This is a genomic window from Mycolicibacterium holsaticum DSM 44478 = JCM 12374 (assembly GCF_019645835.1).
GTDB lineage: Bacteria > Actinomycetota > Actinomycetes > Mycobacteriales > Mycobacteriaceae > Mycobacterium > Mycobacterium holsaticum.
The window spans coordinates 3,881,936-3,896,860 of record NZ_CP080998.1 but is presented as its reverse complement, the minus strand read 5'-3'; the positions used below and the strand labels follow the sequence as shown (position 1 = coordinate 3,896,860).

Annotated in this window: 13 protein-coding genes; 9 read left to right on the top strand and 4 right to left on the bottom strand. The window is 64.0% G+C overall.

Annotation, left to right across the window (positions count from 1 at the left end):
• Positions 1-128: 128 nt before the first annotated feature.
• Positions 129-884, bottom strand: coding sequence for a class I SAM-dependent methyltransferase (locus K3U96_RS18770; RefSeq protein WP_220690718.1), 756 nt, complete (start codon positions 882-884; stop codon positions 129-131).
• Between the two features lie 637 nt (positions 885-1,521).
• Between K3U96_RS18770 and K3U96_RS18765 the strand changes: the two genes are divergently transcribed.
• From K3U96_RS18765 to rfbG, 3 genes are read left to right on the top strand one after another with little or no spacing between them, the layout of a single operon-like run.
• Positions 1,522-2,394 (top strand): hypothetical protein, encoded by an 873-nt coding sequence (locus K3U96_RS18765; RefSeq protein ID WP_220690717.1) that lies wholly within the window; start codon positions 1,522-1,524, stop codon positions 2,392-2,394.
• Entirely contained in the window at positions 2,391-3,164 is a 774-nt protein-coding gene (gene rfbF / locus K3U96_RS18760; RefSeq protein WP_069403947.1) for a glucose-1-phosphate cytidylyltransferase, read from the top strand. Before K3U96_RS18765 ends, rfbF begins: the two co-directional genes overlap by 4 nt.
• Positions 3,125-4,240, top strand: coding sequence for a CDP-glucose 4,6-dehydratase (gene rfbG, locus K3U96_RS18755; RefSeq protein ID WP_230982197.1), 1,116 nt, complete (start codon positions 3,125-3,127; stop codon positions 4,238-4,240). Before rfbF ends, rfbG begins: the two co-directional genes overlap by 40 nt.
• A 31-nt stretch (positions 4,241-4,271) precedes the next feature.
• On the opposite strand, the gene K3U96_RS18750 is transcribed toward rfbG, so the two are convergent.
• Together K3U96_RS18750 and K3U96_RS18745 are read right to left on the bottom strand one after the other, a co-directional pair.
• A complete protein-coding gene (locus K3U96_RS18750) occupies positions 4,272-5,210 on the bottom strand; it encodes a Gfo/Idh/MocA family oxidoreductase (protein WP_220690716.1) in 939 nt (312 codons plus the stop codon).
• Between the two features lie 7 nt (positions 5,211-5,217).
• A complete protein-coding gene (locus tag K3U96_RS18745) occupies positions 5,218-6,468 on the bottom strand; it encodes a class I SAM-dependent methyltransferase (RefSeq protein WP_220690715.1) in 1,251 nt (416 codons plus the stop codon).
• A 23-nt stretch (positions 6,469-6,491) separates the two neighbouring features.
• Between K3U96_RS18745 and K3U96_RS18740 the strand changes: the two genes are divergently transcribed.
• From K3U96_RS18740 to K3U96_RS18730, 3 genes are all read left to right on the top strand, one after another.
• Positions 6,492-7,736, top strand: a complete 1,245-nt coding sequence (locus tag K3U96_RS18740; RefSeq protein ID WP_230982196.1) for a rhamnosyl O-methyltransferase — start codon at positions 6,492-6,494, stop codon at positions 7,734-7,736.
• A gap of 286 nt (positions 7,737-8,022) precedes the next feature.
• A complete protein-coding gene (locus K3U96_RS18735; protein ID WP_220690714.1) occupies positions 8,023-8,607 on the top strand; it encodes a class I SAM-dependent methyltransferase in 585 nt (194 codons plus the stop codon).
• Between the two features lie 68 nt (positions 8,608-8,675).
• Entirely contained in the window at positions 8,676-9,434 is a 759-nt protein-coding gene (locus tag K3U96_RS18730; protein ID WP_372514945.1) for a class I SAM-dependent methyltransferase, read from the top strand.
• Positions 9,435-9,470: 36 nt separating this feature from the next.
• On the opposite strand, the gene K3U96_RS18725 is transcribed toward K3U96_RS18730, so the two are convergent.
• The gene (locus tag K3U96_RS18725; RefSeq protein WP_220690712.1) at positions 9,471-10,265 is read right to left on the bottom strand and encodes a GAP family protein; all 795 of its coding nucleotides are present in this window, start codon (positions 10,263-10,265) and stop codon (positions 9,471-9,473) included.
• 205 nt (positions 10,266-10,470) lie between these two features.
• Between K3U96_RS18725 and K3U96_RS18720 the strand changes: the two genes are divergently transcribed.
• The 3 genes from K3U96_RS18720 (at position 10,471) to K3U96_RS18710 (ending at position 14,852) form a co-directional block, all read left to right on the top strand.
• Positions 10,471-11,436: a sulfotransferase family protein gene (locus K3U96_RS18720; RefSeq protein WP_220690711.1), complete on the top strand. Its 966-nt coding sequence runs from the start codon at positions 10,471-10,473 to the stop codon at positions 11,434-11,436.
• A gap of 405 nt (positions 11,437-11,841) precedes the next feature.
• Positions 11,842-12,756: a sulfotransferase family protein gene (locus K3U96_RS18715; RefSeq protein WP_084223486.1), complete on the top strand. Its 915-nt coding sequence runs from the start codon at positions 11,842-11,844 to the stop codon at positions 12,754-12,756.
• A gap of 692 nt (positions 12,757-13,448) precedes the next feature.
• Positions 13,449-14,852, top strand: coding sequence for an MFS transporter (locus K3U96_RS18710; protein WP_084223485.1), 1,404 nt, complete (start codon positions 13,449-13,451; stop codon positions 14,850-14,852).
• Positions 14,853-14,925 lie beyond the last annotated feature (73 nt).

The following is a 14,925-nucleotide window of genomic DNA, read 5'->3' as shown; positions in this document are numbered from 1 at the left end:
CGGTGATGAACGCCGGCACGCGCCGCGATGGACCGGATCCGGTGGTGGTGCAATGTCTTTGCCCACCTCGACCGCAGCGGCGGGTCGGCGGTTTGCTCGTTTTACTGTCAGGGCACGTCGACCGCGTGTCAGGCCTTGTCGGAGTCGGCCGGTGACCGGGTGGGCCGGGTCTTCTTACGTTCGCTCCTCAGGATGTCCAACGTGTCGGTGAACCAACCCTGCACCACGCGCTTGAGCCGGAACTGTCCCTGCAGCGTGGTGTCCGGGTAGCTGTCGGTGAGGTCGACGAACTCGAAGCCCGGTTGTTTGCAGATCAGGAACTGCTGGTGCGGCAGCCCGAAGATGCGCGCGCCCACCGCCTCGGCGAAGTACACCGCGAAGGGAAACACCAGGGTGGGTTCGAAACGGTCCCCGTGCTGCCACATCGTATGGGCGAAGTCGTCCCCGCCGATCCATCCGCCGTCGCGGATCTTCGGCCACACCCTGATGAGGTCGATCGAGATGCCGCGCAGCGTGTGGTCACCGTCGATATAGGCGAAGTCGAGGCTGCCGTCGGGGATTTGATCGATGACCTCCACGGTCGTGCCGCGCAAAATGATGCGCTTATCTGCCGCGAACGCGGTGTTGGCTTCGGTTTCGGCGAGGTAGGTGGCGAACCGGGAGTCGTCGGTATTGCTGGGTTTGTTCCAGTCGTCGAGGTGGCGCCAGGGATCAACCATGTAGTAGGTGCGGATCGAGTCGCATGCGGCGAGTATCTCCGCGGCGAAACGCCCCCGGTAGACGCCGATCTCGGCCATGGACTCGACACGGTTGGTGTGCAGAAAGTCGCTCCACAGCTGAAATCGTGTGGCGCTCGCACACAAATCTCGAATCGCTTCGTCCACTTGCCTGACTCCTCTCCCGGGCGGTGTGCCGGTTAGGAAACCTACGGGGTTGGCTGTCGCCTGAGGCGTGAATCGGGTTTATGCCTGACGGTGTGGGCCGGCGTCGGCGTGGTCGAGCCTGTCCGGCGCGGCGGACCGGGGCCGCGACTTCGTCGGCGGCCCGGGTCGTGACCCCAGACGGTGACACGTGAATTGACCGATGTGCGCAACTCGAAAACGTTAGGGACTAGCCTCGCCGACTGATGCCGTCGTATCGACAACCTGCTTGATGCCGGTACCGGCCAGATGGCGCGATAAGACGCAATGGGGAGTGATGACTCGGCCGGCCCCATACGAAGGGTGGCGCCGAGCCGTGCGCGTAACAGGTGGTGACTTGCTACGGTAACGAGCGGTACCGTCGCGGCTTACGCTCCCACGAGAGGTCGGCGGTGTGTTGGAAGCTAGAGTTCGAGCATGTCCGAGGGGATTTGGTGCCCGACTGCCCTAAGCGCGCCGCCGTGCTGATGTTCAAGGGCGACCGAGAAACGCATCGCCTATTGGCATCGCCACACGCCCGTAGTGGTACTGGGCGGATAACTCCGGTTCGGCAGTCGCGGATTACCGAAACCAGCGGGTTCGATTCCTATCGCCCTGGCGGATGCTGCCCATGATCCGTAGATACTGCATTACCCACGAGAAGCCACTGCTGCCCGAGAGTTGGTATGACGAATGCATCGCACTGGGCGGCTTCCGGCCCGATTCTGCGCTGCATGTGAGAAACCTCGACTCATTTTGGCATGAGGCCAGGCCAGTCGCATTCGGCGCCGCAGGATCGTATGTCTTACCCATTGCGCTCGAGAAAGTACCCGGCGACGTTGAACTCGTCGAGATCTCGTCCTATCGCAAGAGGATTCTTCCTTTTCCTGAGGGGACCGAGTCGGTACGGTACCCGACTCTGCGGCAATTGAATTGTGACCGAGTGGAGCGCGAGGCCGAACTGGCCACGTTCACGCCCAGGAACGGTCTTACGTTTCTTGTTTCGCAACCGTTGTATTTCAAGAAATCGGTGAAGTCGCATTATGCGACGATCCATCATCGCAGGGATATCCTCGATTACACCGCGATCGCGGTGGAGGTGGGCGTACTCGACGCCGATAGCGCGGCAGAATTCCTGGCCGCTAAACATTTTATTCCCGGCGGCGTCGAACTGGGCATTTTCCCGAAGCGTTGGCTGGTGCAGACTTTATCGGCGATCGAGGTCGTGGGTAGGCAATTCGTACAGCGATATGCCAATCGTCTGAGGCGCTACAACACGTATCAGATAAGGGCGGTCGGATTTCTCTCCGAGCGGCTGGGTTCCTTTTTCCTGATTCGGCAGCTCATGGCGGAGTACTCGAACAATATTCCCGCCGAGATATTTGGCCACATGACGGTGATGGTGGAAGGCAAGTCGGGTTATTCGGCTGGCTTGGCTGAACGTCCCGGCGGGCGGTCGGGCCGGTATCAGCTCACACATCGGCGTGCGCGATGAAGGCCGTAATACTGGCCGGGGGTAAGGGAACCCGCCTCACGGAAGAAACCGTCGCCCGGCCCAAGCCGATGGTGGAGATCGGCGGGCGGCCGATCTTGTGGCATATCCTGAAGCACTACTCCAGTCACGGTATTAACGAGTTCGTCGTTTGCTGCGGCTATAAGGGCTACATGATCAAGGAGTATTTCGCCAATTACTTCTTGCACATGTCGGACGTGACATTCGATATGTCCGAGAACCGGATGGAAGTGCATGAGCATTACGCGGAACCCTGGCGGGTGACGCTGGTAGACACCGGTGACGAGACCATGACGGGTGGGCGCCTCAAGCGCGTCGCGCCGTATATCCGCGACGACGAGGCCTTCTGTTTCACCTATGGGGATGGGCTCAGCGACGTGGACATCGCCAGCAGCATCGAGTTTCATCGTCAGCACGGGCGCCACGCCACGGTCACTGCGGTGTTACCGCCGGGCCGCTACGGCGCTATCGAGCGTGACGGTGACCGGGTAGCGCGCTTCGTCGAAAAGCCACGCGGCGATGGTGGGTTCATCAACGGCGGATTCTTCGTCTTGGCGCCCGCCGTACTGGACTACATCGACGGGGACCAAACTGCTTGGGAAGGCCCGCCCTTGGCTCGCCTTGCCGCCGACGGCGAATTGATGGCCTTCGGGCATTCCGGCTTTTGGCAGCCCATGGACACTCTTCGAGACAAGAACACCCTCGAAGAACTGTGGGACAGCGGCCACGCGCCATGGAAATGCTGGCGTTGAACGCTTTCGGCGCTGCATATCGTGGCCGGCGGGTGTTGGTCACCGGCCATACCGGGTTCAAGGGCAGCTGGTTGTGCCTGTGGCTGCAGGCGTTGGGCGCACACGTCAGCGGGGTCGCGCTGGACCCGCCCTCCGAGCCCAGTCACTGGGAGCTGTTGAAGCTCTCCGCCGACGATCATCGCGTCGACATTCGCGACGAAACGGCGCTGCGGCGGGTCTTCGCCGCCCAACGGCCGGAGATTGTCTTTCACCTGGCGGCCCAACCGCTGGTCCGTCGATCTTACCGGGAACCGGTCAGCACGTGGGCCACCAATGTGATGGGCACGGTGCATGTGCTCGAGGCGGTGCGGCACACGCCGGAGGTGCGCGCCGTGGTGGTGGTCACGACGGACAAGTGTTATGAGAACCGCGAATGGCCGTGGGCCTATCGGGAACGCGATCGGCTGGGTGGCCACGACCCTTACAGCGCGTCGAAGGCCGGCGTCGAGTTGGCGGTCGCGAGCTATCGCACGGCGCTACTGCAACACCCTTCGGCGCCATTGGTGGCATCGGCGCGGGGTGGCAACGTGATCGGTGGTGGCGACTGGTCGCAGGACCGACTGATTCCGGACTTGGTGCGGTCGGTCGCCGCCGACGAGCCGCTGGCCGTTCGCTCGCCGCACAGTACGCGCCCGTGGCAGCACGTGTTGGATTGCCTCAGTGGGTATCTCGTGCTGGGCCAGCGGCTGCTGGCCGGCGACACCACGTGCGCCGAAGCCTGGAACTTCGGCCCCGACGCGACGGGAAACCGTTCCGTCGAGCAGGTGCTGCGAGAGCTTGCCTTGGGGTGGCCCCAGCTGCAATGGCATGTGGTGACCAGCCCCCAACCCCACGAGGCGAAGTTGCTGCAACTCGACAGCGCCAAGGCCAGGATGCATCTCGGGTGGCGTCCTGTCTGGGATGTGCACGACGCGATCCGCCATACAGCGAACTGGTATCGCCAACTGCTGGAAGTCGGCGAGGTGACAAGCGCTGAGCAGCTGTCCGCCTACGTCGCCGATGCTGTCGATTCGCGGGTGAACTGGGCGACGGCGTGAGCATTTGCCCGGCATCACCGATGGAAGGCACTTACCCGTCGGCCGCGGCCAAGGGTACGCGGCGGGATTTCGTCTCGACGGCTTGCCAGAGATTCAGAATGGCGTTCTGCCGTTCGGCGTGACCTTCATCGGATTCCGAAAACGAATCACACAATTGCCGAAGGACACCGACGCGCACATCCTGCCCGTCGACCGCCCCTGGATCACCGGATGAAAACGGATCGCGCTGGTCCACGAGCGTCTCGGGCGCCCGGCCGTTTCGGTGCGCGACGATTCTGAAGGATGCGTTGGGTTCTCGACTGTCGACGCTCAGCGCACACGGGCCGAGATTGGGTCCGGTCAACGTTGCACGCCAACGCTTGGTCTCATCGTCTGACGCACCAGAGACGGTCGACGCCAAGACATCGTCGTAGCCCAACTCCGACAACAGGGCGATCGCGTGAATGCCGTAGAACCGCACCGCACCGCCGCCGCGTGAACTGAACCTCTTCCAGTTGACGACGTCGGCGCGGTAGTGGTGGGCCAGGAAACTCCAATCGAACGAAATGCTTTCGACGCCCTCGGCAAGGGCCGATCGAAGCTGGCCTGCCCACGGGGTGAAGCGAAACGTATATCCCACCCGGTAGCGCTTTCCCGCGTTCTCGACGGCCGCCAGCAGCAGCGCCGCCGCTTCGGGAGTCGGCGCGGCGGGCTTTTCCAGGATGAGTTGGTCAATGCCGGACAGCTGCGTCAGGCGAGGTACCCATAGCGCTTGGTCTTGCGGGCGAAGCGCGATGGCTACCCCGCTCGATCTGCTCACGGCTTCGTCGACATCGCCGCACCACACCACCTCGTGCGCATACCGGGCAAGCTCGGGCCTGCGGTCGAGCACGGGGCGATAGCGGTGCGGCAACGCCACGTCATGGCCTGCCTCGATGAGGGCGGGCAGATATCCGTAGATACCGAACCCCGAACCCAGGACGGTGAACACCGCTCACTCAGACCCGGAAGTCGTCGTCGCACAACACATCGAAAACCTGGCCCTGGTAACCGTTGTCGGCGAGGTAGCGCCGAATCTCGGCCGAGATGTGCCAGGCCAAATTCAGTAAGGGTTTGGACTGCGGTCCCAGCGCGAACAGGTCGTCGTCTGCCAGGATCGGAATCCGGGTGCCTGGTACGTAATGGCCGATCTTGTTTGAACCCGGCTTTTCGTGGACGGCGACGATCTCGGCTGCGGTTAAACCGAGTAGTTTCACCAGGATCGCGGCGCGGCCGGGGAACGCCTTGGCCCGAATCGGGCCGTGCTCGGCAACGATCTGCCTGATCTCGCGTCCCTTGCGGTCTTTCCACAGCTCGACGTCGCGGGAAAGTTGACCGAAATTGCGCAGGAAGTTCTGCTCGCGCGCAACCAATTCGGCCGTTTCGTTCGCACCCTGCGCACCGCGGCCGAGCATCACCCGAATATTTCCGCCGTAACGGGCGGGAAACTCGACACCGACGATGTCCAGACCAAGTGATTTCGCAATGAAGTCGAACGAATGGTAGGAGTACGTTCTGGGGTGTTCGTGATAGAACGTGTCGAACTGATGCCGGTCGAGGACAGCGCCCAGATAGTGGTTCTCGATGACGATCGTGGTTTGCGGTGCCAGCAGAAGCTTGAGCGCGGCGAGTACACCGGACAAGTCCTCGATGTGGGCGAACACGTTGGTGAACGTGATCAGATCCGGCTGACCGACGTCGTCGCGTACCGCCGTCGCTGTCGCCGCGCTCAGATAATCCTGAACGACGAAGTGACCTTTCGCGGCTGCGTCACGACCGGCGCCGGTCGGCTCGATGCCTGCGGTGTTCGCGCCGGCGTCCCGAAAGAAATCAAGCAGGCTGCCGTCATTGCAACCGACATCGAGCACGAGCTTGTCGGTCAGCGGCCCGAGCCGTTCGCCGCATGTCGCCACGAGGCTGCGCATGCCGGAGAGCACGTCCGCGGTGAAGCGCGAGCGGTAATGGTAGTCAACGGGAAACAGTTCTTCCTTGGGCACCTGGTAACGCTGGTGCGCGGTGGCGCACGTCGGACAGAAGGCGATGTTGATCGGGTATTCCCGGCATCGACGAGGGTCACCGATCTCGACGAGGTCGTCGCAAAGTGGATGCCTGCCGAGGTCGAGCACCGGAAGCAACCGATCGCCGCCGCAGACTTCACAGCGCGTGATCTCGGTGAGAGGTCTGTCGGCGTTCGTCGAAGCGGTAGTCATGATCACTGATCCATCAGGGCGTCGTGGGCAGGGCCGGCGGAACCCGTCCAACCTATGGCCTGCCCCATCTGCGTCCTCCACGAGGCCTCTTTTGCGACCGCGCCAATTTGTGTCGCGATTCTATTAAGTTCTCGGGGGTGTGCGCCCATAGGGACGAGAATCCAGCGTCGGTCGAGCATTGTGACGGTGTGGCGAAAGACTGGGCCGCCAAGCAGGCGGCGCGAATCGGGGATGAAATCAGACGCCTACGCGGCTCCCGCTCGGAGCAGTGGCTCTCAGACCGCACGGACGCACTCGGACACCGCATACCGCATACGACCATCGCGGAGCTGGAGAACCACCAGCGCACCGATGTGAGTACCGCCGAGTTGGCTGTGCTGGCAAAGGCATTGGATACCGCCCCGGTCGCGCTGCTGTACCCGCCGTCCTCTGGTGCCGAACTCGAGATGCTGCCGGGTGTGGCTGCGACGAGTTGGAGTGCCACCGAATGGTTCTCTGGCAAGACCGACCACCAGCAGAGAGTCGCCGAGAGCATCGAAGCTCTCAGCAAAGATCGGGAGCTCGCAGATCTGACCTCCGCGTGGATCAGGCGAAGCCTGACGAACCGGTACTCGTACAACTTCGAGTGGCTCGGCCGGCCGATCATCCAATATCCCCAGGACATCGTCTGCCTTCAGGAGTTGATCTGGAAAATCAAACCCGATGTGATCGTGGAGACGGGAATCGCCCACGGCGGATCGTTGATCCTCAGCGCTTCCATGCTGGCGCTGCTCGACTTGTGTGAGGCCATCACCAACGACACACCGTTCGATCCGCGCACGCCCAACCGCCAGGTCATCGGGGTCGATATCGAGATACGCGCGCACAACCGGGTGGCAATCGAAAACCATCCGCTGTCTGGATACATCACGATGATCGAGGGTTCGAGCGTTGACCCGGCGACGATCCGACAGGTTCACGATGTGGCAGGCGGCCGTGGAACCACGCTCGTCTGCCTCGACAGCAATCACACCCACGAGCACGTCCTCGCGGAATTGTCGGCATACGCATCGCTGGTGACACCGGACAGTTATTGCGTGGTCTTCGACACGGTCGTCGAGGACATGCCCGACATGTTCCCCGACCGGCCGTGGGGTGCAGACGACAACCCCAAGACAGCGGTGTGGGAGTTTCTGAAATCGCATTCCGAGTTCGAAATCGACCACCAGATCCCGCAGAAGCTGCAGATCACCGTGGCGCCTGACGGGTTTCTGCGCCGCGTGACCTGATCCCACTCCGCACGCACCGGCGGCCCACTTTGGACCGAACCGGGCCACCGGTGCGGCATACATCGGCGATACTGACCCGGTGTTGCCAACGAGCCGTCCATCCCGGAACTGAACCCTAATCCGGTGGCGCATCGAGCCACTCGGACCGAAACGATCTGCTGACAGGGCCATCTTGAACGTCGTACTGAAGTTTTCCCCCATCGCTCGGCGCAATCGCTATCGGGGCCGGGCCCGGATGTTGAGAACGGTCGGGGCGCATCTCGCGTCAACGACCACCTGGGCGACGGTGAACACCGAACTCCACCGTGACGTCGCCGACGTCGTCGACCGCACTCCGCGGGTCCACAACGTGACCGATCACCAGGCGGTCTACGAATCGGTAGTGGATCGGACCAGGCCGATCCGGATGTTGGAGATCGGCAGCTTTTACGGTGACTCAGTGCAGGCCTGGCGCGACTACCTGCATCCGGATTCGCTCGTCGTCGGTGTGGACGTCGACTCGAAATTCGTGAAGATCGCCGGGTCGGAGGGGATCCGGGTCCGCATGGTCGGTGCGCAGACCGTTTCCCTGCTGCGCGACGTCGCGGAAGAATTCGGTCCGTTCGACGTCATCCTCGATGCGGGAAGTCAAGCGTGTCATCCCATGGCGGAAAACTTCGGCTGTCTGTTCGAAACGGCGTTGACCAACGACGGGGTGTACGTCGTCGAAGACGTTTGCTGCGATTATTGGACGCTCTACAACAGCTTTTCCCTCGCCGGTCTGGCCAGGGTGTTGAGCGATGTCCTGCACGGGCACTACCAGTTCGCGACCAGCCCGGCCAAATTCCGGGCCGGCCACCTTGTCGTTGTCCGCCGGACAGCCGCGACCTGACGCGAAGCACATACCGACTTCGGTGACTGTGAGAAAGGCCCGCATTTCCATGCTCCATGATGGTCGCCATGGATAGCGGCGCCCACGACATCATCAGCATGCCCCGGGGTGGGCCGGATGCTTCCTGGTTGGACCGGCGGCTGCAGACCGACCGGCTCGAATACCTCGACCGCGACGATGTCGACCACCTCAAGCGCAAGGTGATGAGCGCACTTGACCGCGCCGGAAGGCGACGCTGGATCGGTATCCACGGCAAGTGTGCTCGGATGGTGCTGGACGAGGTGGCCGATGTGCCGTCGCCCAAGATTCTCGAACTCGGCGCCGGGCTCGGCGGGCTGTCGAGCAAGCTACTGGAATCGCATCCCACCGCTGAGGTCACGGTCACCGACATCGATCCCACGTTTGTGGCCGGCGTCGCCGAAAGTGACCTCGGCAGGCATCCGCGCGCCACGGTGCGCGAGATGGACGCCACCGACATCGACGCCCCGCCGGGGTATTACGACCTCGCGGTGTTCGCGTTGTCGTTGCACCACCTGCCGCCCGAGTCGGCGGCCCGGGTGTTCGCGGCGGGGACCAGGGCAGCAAAGAAGCTGTTGATCGTCGACCTGCCGAGGCCGCCTGCGCCGCTGCATCTGATGTTGTTGGCGGTGGTGCTGCCGCTGACCAGGTTGTCGCCGTTACAACACGATGGCTTCATCAGCTCCCTGCGTGCCTACAGTCCGTCGGCGTTGCGGGCGATCGCCCATCATGCCGACCCGGCGATCACCGTCGAGTTCCGGTCCCGACGAGGGTTCGGCCCGACCGTGGCGGTTGCCAGCCGCCGCTGACCCGGTGCTGGCTGACCTGGCGCTGGGCCCGACGCCTCAGCCGAGGATGCCGTTGACGACCGAGATCAGCCCGACCACGGCGAAGATCGTGATCAGCACCTGGCGGCGGTGCGCCAACGCCCAGTCGTGCAGCGGCCGCAGCACCGCAAGGGTTTTCGCAGGGGCGATCAGGTAGCTCACCAGGGTGAGTTCGACCACCGCGAACATCGCGATGACAAAGACGACGACCGCGATGAACTGCGTGGCGACCGCGGCTCCCGACGACACGATCGACGTGACCACGATGAACACCAGCATGGGTGGCGGCAGCCCGCCGAGGCCGAACACGAACGCCACCCACAGCGCGCCGCTCTCCCAGGCATTCTGCAGACGACGGACCAGTCGGCGGAATATCGAGCCGCCCTCGGCCGGCCCGTCCTGCGGGTTTCCGAACGGCGATGTGACGGCGTTCGGCGCGTCCGAATCCCGGTCCAGCACCAGAACCCCAACGTCGCCGGCCGCCGCCGGTACGCGCGCCCGATCACGCATCGAGCGCACGACCAGGAACGTGGCGAACGCGAGCATGAGGACGCCCATACCGAGCTGGATGAACCGGCCCGCCGAGTTCTGGCCGGGCGCGGACATGTCCTCGGAGAAGGTGGACAGTGCCGGGGTCAAGTGCAGCACCAACAGTGGGACCAGCAAGCCGACGAGGTTCACTATCAAGCTGCCCAGCCAATAGGCCAACAGGTTCTGCACCGGCCGCGGCCGCGAGATCATCAGCACGATAACGGCAATGAGCACAGGGTTGACCGCGAACATAAAGGCCAGCGCCAGTAAGGGACCCCACACGGCCCGCAACACTACCGATCGATCACCCCCATGACGTCGCATACGCCGAGAACTCATGGTTCAATGTCGCGGCAGCAACCGACAACCTCGACGTTGCTCCCGATTTATCGTCTTGCCTTTGCCAGGCCGGTCTTAACCGTGGAGGACTTGTGATGAAGCGCGACGCCCGTGTGCTGCGCGCAGCACCCGGGGCGGAGATGCGCGCGTGACCGGCCCGGCACAAGCCGGTAGTGGACGCCCGGTCGTCCTGTTCGTGTTGGGCGCGGCCCGTTCCGGAACGTCGGCGCTGGCGCGGGTGCTGTCCCTGTGTGGGGGAGCGCTCCCGTCGGCGCTGGTCGGCGCCATGCCGGACAATCCGCTGGGCCATTGGGAGCCGCGCGTCGCCAACGTCATCAACGAAAAAATCCTGCGCCGGTTGGGCAGCAGCGGGTTCGATCCGAGCATGCGCATCCAAGAGGAAGGTGCGCTCACCGCCGCCGACAAAGCCGCCGGTGTCGAGGAGATCCGGGCGTTTCTCGCGACGTTGCCCAAGGCGCCGTTCGTGGTCATCAAGGACCCGCGGATATCGCTGCTGACCGACATGTGGTTCGAGGCGGCGCAGCTGGCCGGGTTCGATGTCGCGAACGTGATTGCGGTGCGCCACCCGCAGGAAGTCGTCGCCTCGATTGGGCAGCGCAGCGTGGTCTCCCCGAAACTCTCGAGCGCGTTGTGGCTGAAGGTCAATCTGGTGACCGAGGCGCAGACCCGCGACGCACCTCGCGTGTTCGTCGAGTACGTCAACCTCCTGGAGGACTGGCAGCGGGAAATGCAGCGGGTTTCCTCAGCGCTGGGGATCGACCTCGGCACCCGCGATGAGGCCGCGATCGAGGAGTTCCTCAGACCGACTCTTCGCCACGAGCGACACGGTGGCCCGGCGGTCGACCTGTTCGGCGCCGACTGGATTTCGTCGACCTATGAATCGTTGCGCGCCGCTGCGCGCGACGAACCCTGGGATCCGTCTGCGCTCGACCGCATTCTCGACGCGTACCGGGTCGTCGAGGCCGACTTCCGGGCGGTGTTCGAGGGGTATCAGCACATCGAAAAGGTCAACCGCTACTTCCGGCCGTCCGTCATGAAGATGATCTACGAGGTCCGCGCGATCGCCAACCGTCGAAGAGGGACATGGGCCTAGGTTAAAATCGACTGTCAGTCAACATAACTCGAGTACAAGAAGGTGTCCGGGCGCCCATAGGGCGAACGATTCGGACCGAAATGCGCTGGCTAGAAACGGGTTTCGCGTGCGTGACCCGGGTTGCGCCGATCGCCTGGCCGGGACGGTGTCCTCGCCTTAGGGTGCCGTCGGCAACGCCATGAGCCAGTGTCGCGTCGAATAACCGCTGCCGAGAGATACTCGCGATAACGATTTGCGACAATAGCGCCGGGCTCGCATCTATTCTGCACCTATGAGCCAGAGCCGAAACACGTTGGAGGACCTTATGGTGGGGCGCCGCGCTCCCGTACTGCTCACGAGCGCAGGGGTTGATTCGTGACCCGCGCAGAAAACAGCGGCACGACGCGCCCGGTTGTCCTGTTCGTGATGGGCGCGCCGCGGTCTGGGACGTCGGCGCTGACGCGGGTTCTCTCGCTATGCGGCGCTGCGCTGCCGGCGAAGATGGCCGGCGCCGACCGCAACAATCAGCGTGGCTATTGGGAGCCGCGGGAGTCCATCCATCTCAACAACAAGATCCTGCGTCGCCATGACAGCACCGCGTTCGACCCGAGCTTGCGGTTGCAGGAAGACGGCGCATTCGACGCGGACGAGAAGGCGGCCTGCCTCGCCGAGATCGGGAAGTTTTTCGCCACGTTGCCTGCCGCGCCGCTCGTCATCATCAAGGATGGCCACGTCACGCTGCTGTCCAGCTTGTGGTTCGAGGCCGCGCGGCGCGCCGGGTACGACATCGCGATCGTGATCGCGGTGCGCCACCCACAGGAGTCCATCGCCTCGGGGGCGGCGGCATTCCACATCCCGCCGGAACTCGGTAGCCCCGTGTGGCTGAAATACAGCTTGCTGTCCGAGCGGGTCACGCGCGACCTGCCGCGGGTCTTCGTCGACTACGCCAACCTGATGGACGACTGGCGCCGAGAAGTGAAGCGCATTTCGGTCGCACTCGGGATCGACCTCAATCCCCGGGATGAGGGTGCCGTCGATGACTTCCTCACGCCGGACCTGCACCGCCAGTCACTCACCGGGCCGGTGGAAGAGCCCTTCGGCACGGACTGGTTTTCCGCGGTCGACGAGGCGCTGCACGCTGCGGCGCGCGACGAACCCGTGGACCAGCCCGCACTGGATCGCGTCTTCGAGGGATATCGGACGAGCGAACAGGGTTTCCGGGCGGCTTTCGAGACGTACCAGCGGCTGTACAAGATCAACCGGTTCATTCGGCCGTCTCTTTTGAAGCTGCGTCACGAGATCGTCGCCCTGGCTCACCGGCGGCGCGGGACCTGGGCATAGGCCGCGTTCTGCGGAGTTCTGGTAGCGGCGCCGAGTCCCGTTCATGCGCAACGGCTTCAGGCCGCGCGCTGGCTGGGTGCGGTGGTGTCATCGTCGGGCTGACGCGCCGTCGCAGGTCACCTGCGTCGGTGATCTTGGTTAAGCCGCCAGCGGCGTCATGAAGGTTTGCGGCCGGACACCCTATCGGAGCGACGCCGATGGCCACTGCGCCACCCACGGCCAGAACCACACGCCTGCGCAGAGCAGCTCAGAGTTCGGACGGGCGGGTCGGACTCTGCGGTGGCCATCAATCGGACCGTCACGAAATGCGAGCCCGGCCTCGGCTCGGCCACCCACGTTCGCTCGACGTCCGCGGCTGGAGAACTCACCGCCGTCGCGGCCGCAAAAGCGACGAACTGTGCTGGAGCTACCGACCTTTGGCGCTGGCGCGGCAACGGCTGGTCCAGCACCCCGTGACGTCGCCGCAGACGCGGCCAGCATCTCGCGAGCGATGACCCGCGCCACTGGCGTTGCGAACGAGCCGGAAATGAGAAGTTCTCAATTTGTGTATTTCGCCGGACTGATACGGTCACCCGGTGACTAAGAGCGCCGAGAGCGCGACCCCGGTGCAGCCTACGACAACGCCTCCTTCGACTTCGCTGTGGTCACGCCAGTTCGTCGGCGTGGTTATCGCGATCGGCGGCGTGTTGCTGATGGCGTTCATGGACGGCCCCGTTGCGGTTTACGCGCTTCCTCAGATTCAGGACGAGTTGGGTTTGTCGAACGCTTCGCGCAGCTGGGTGATCACCGCGTACGTGGTGGCGTTCGGGGGCCTGATGCTGCTGGGCGGGCGTCTTGGGGACACCTTCGGCCGCAAACGCGTCTTCATCTCCGGGATTGCCTTGTTCACCCTTGCCTCGGCGTTGTGCGGTTTCGCCTGGGACGGACCGGTCCTGGTGGCGGCGAGGTTCCTGCACGGCGCGGCGGCGGCCATCGTGGCACCGACGGCGATGGCGCTGATCGTGACGACGTTCCCGAAGGGGCCCGTCCGCAACGCGGCCGCGGGTGTGTTCGGCGCGATGAGCGGCGTCGGCGCGGTAGTCGGGTTGGTGGTCGGTCCCGCGCTCACCGAGGTGTCGTGGCGCCTGGCGTTCCTGGTGAACGTGCCGATCGGAATCCTGGTGATCTATCTGGCCATCACCACGCTGCGCGAAACCCAGTCCGAGCGGATGAAGCTGGATGCCAAAGGAGCCGTGCTCGGCACGTTGGCCAGCACCGCCGCGGTTTTCTCCGTTTCGATCGGACCAGAGCAGGGCTGGGATTCGGGGATCACGATCGGTTCAGGTGTGGTGGCGCTGGTCTCGTTCGTGGCGTTCCTCCTGGTGGAGCGCACCGCCGAGAACCCCATCTTGCCGTTCAGCCTGTTCTCGGAGCGCAACCGGCTGGCGATTTACGGGGCGATGTTCCTGGTCGGTGGCGTGAGTTTGACGCTGGCCGTGTTGGTCTCGCTGTATGTGCAGACCATCATGGGCTACAGCCCGCTGCGCGCGGGCATCAGCTTCATCCCATTCGCCGCCGCCACAACCGTCGGGGTGGTGGCCGCGTCGCGGCTGGTCACGTGGTTCCCGCCGCGGGCGGTGGTGGCCACCGGCGCAACTTTCGTGGCGGCTGCGTTGCTGTACGGTTCCACGCTCAACGGCGGCGTGCCGTACTTCCCGAATCTGCTGGTGCCGATCGTCCTCGGCGGCATCGGAATCGGCCTGATCAACGTCCCGCTCACCCTGTCGTTGGTCGCCAGCGTCGGCTTCGACCGGATCGGGCCCGCGTCAGCGGTGGCGCTGATGCTGCAGACCCTCGGCGGACCCCTTGTGCTGGTCATCGTTCAGGCCGCGGTCACAGTGCGCACGCTGCACTTGGGCGGGACCAGCGGGCCGCCGGAGTTCATGAACGCCGCGCAGTTGGGGGCGTTGGACCAAGGGTTGACCTATGGCCTGTTGTGGCTGGTCGGGGCGGTCGTACTGCTCGGGGTGGCGGCACTGTTCATCGGCTACACCGCGCAGGACGTGGCGCGGGTGCAGGAAGCCAGGAAGACCGCCAACGAGACCGAGGACGCCTAGCGCGGTTGGGATGGTTTGCAGCGCCTGGCTCGGTCGGATGACGACGTCGGGCGGATGAGAGTTCGGTCCCCGG

Coding starts and splice junctions, on each gene's coding strand:
- K3U96_RS18765 (WP_220690717.1), top strand. CDS start 1,522: ATGCTGCCCATGATCCGTAGATACTGCATTACCCACGAGAAGCCACTG.
- rfbF (WP_069403947.1), top strand. CDS start 2,391: ATGAAGGCCGTAATACTGGCCGGGGGTAAGGGAACCCGCCTCACGGAA.
- K3U96_RS18745 (WP_220690715.1), bottom strand. CDS start 6,468: ATGACTACCGCTTCGACGAACGCCGACAGACCTCTCACCGAGATCACG.
- K3U96_RS18730 (WP_372514945.1), top strand. CDS start 8,676: ATGGATAGCGGCGCCCACGACATCATCAGCATGCCCCGGGGTGGGCCG.
- K3U96_RS18715 (WP_084223486.1), top strand. CDS start 11,842: ATGGGCGCGCCGCGGTCTGGGACGTCGGCGCTGACGCGGGTTCTCTCG.
- K3U96_RS18710 (WP_084223485.1), top strand. CDS start 13,449: ATGGCGTTCATGGACGGCCCCGTTGCGGTTTACGCGCTTCCTCAGATT.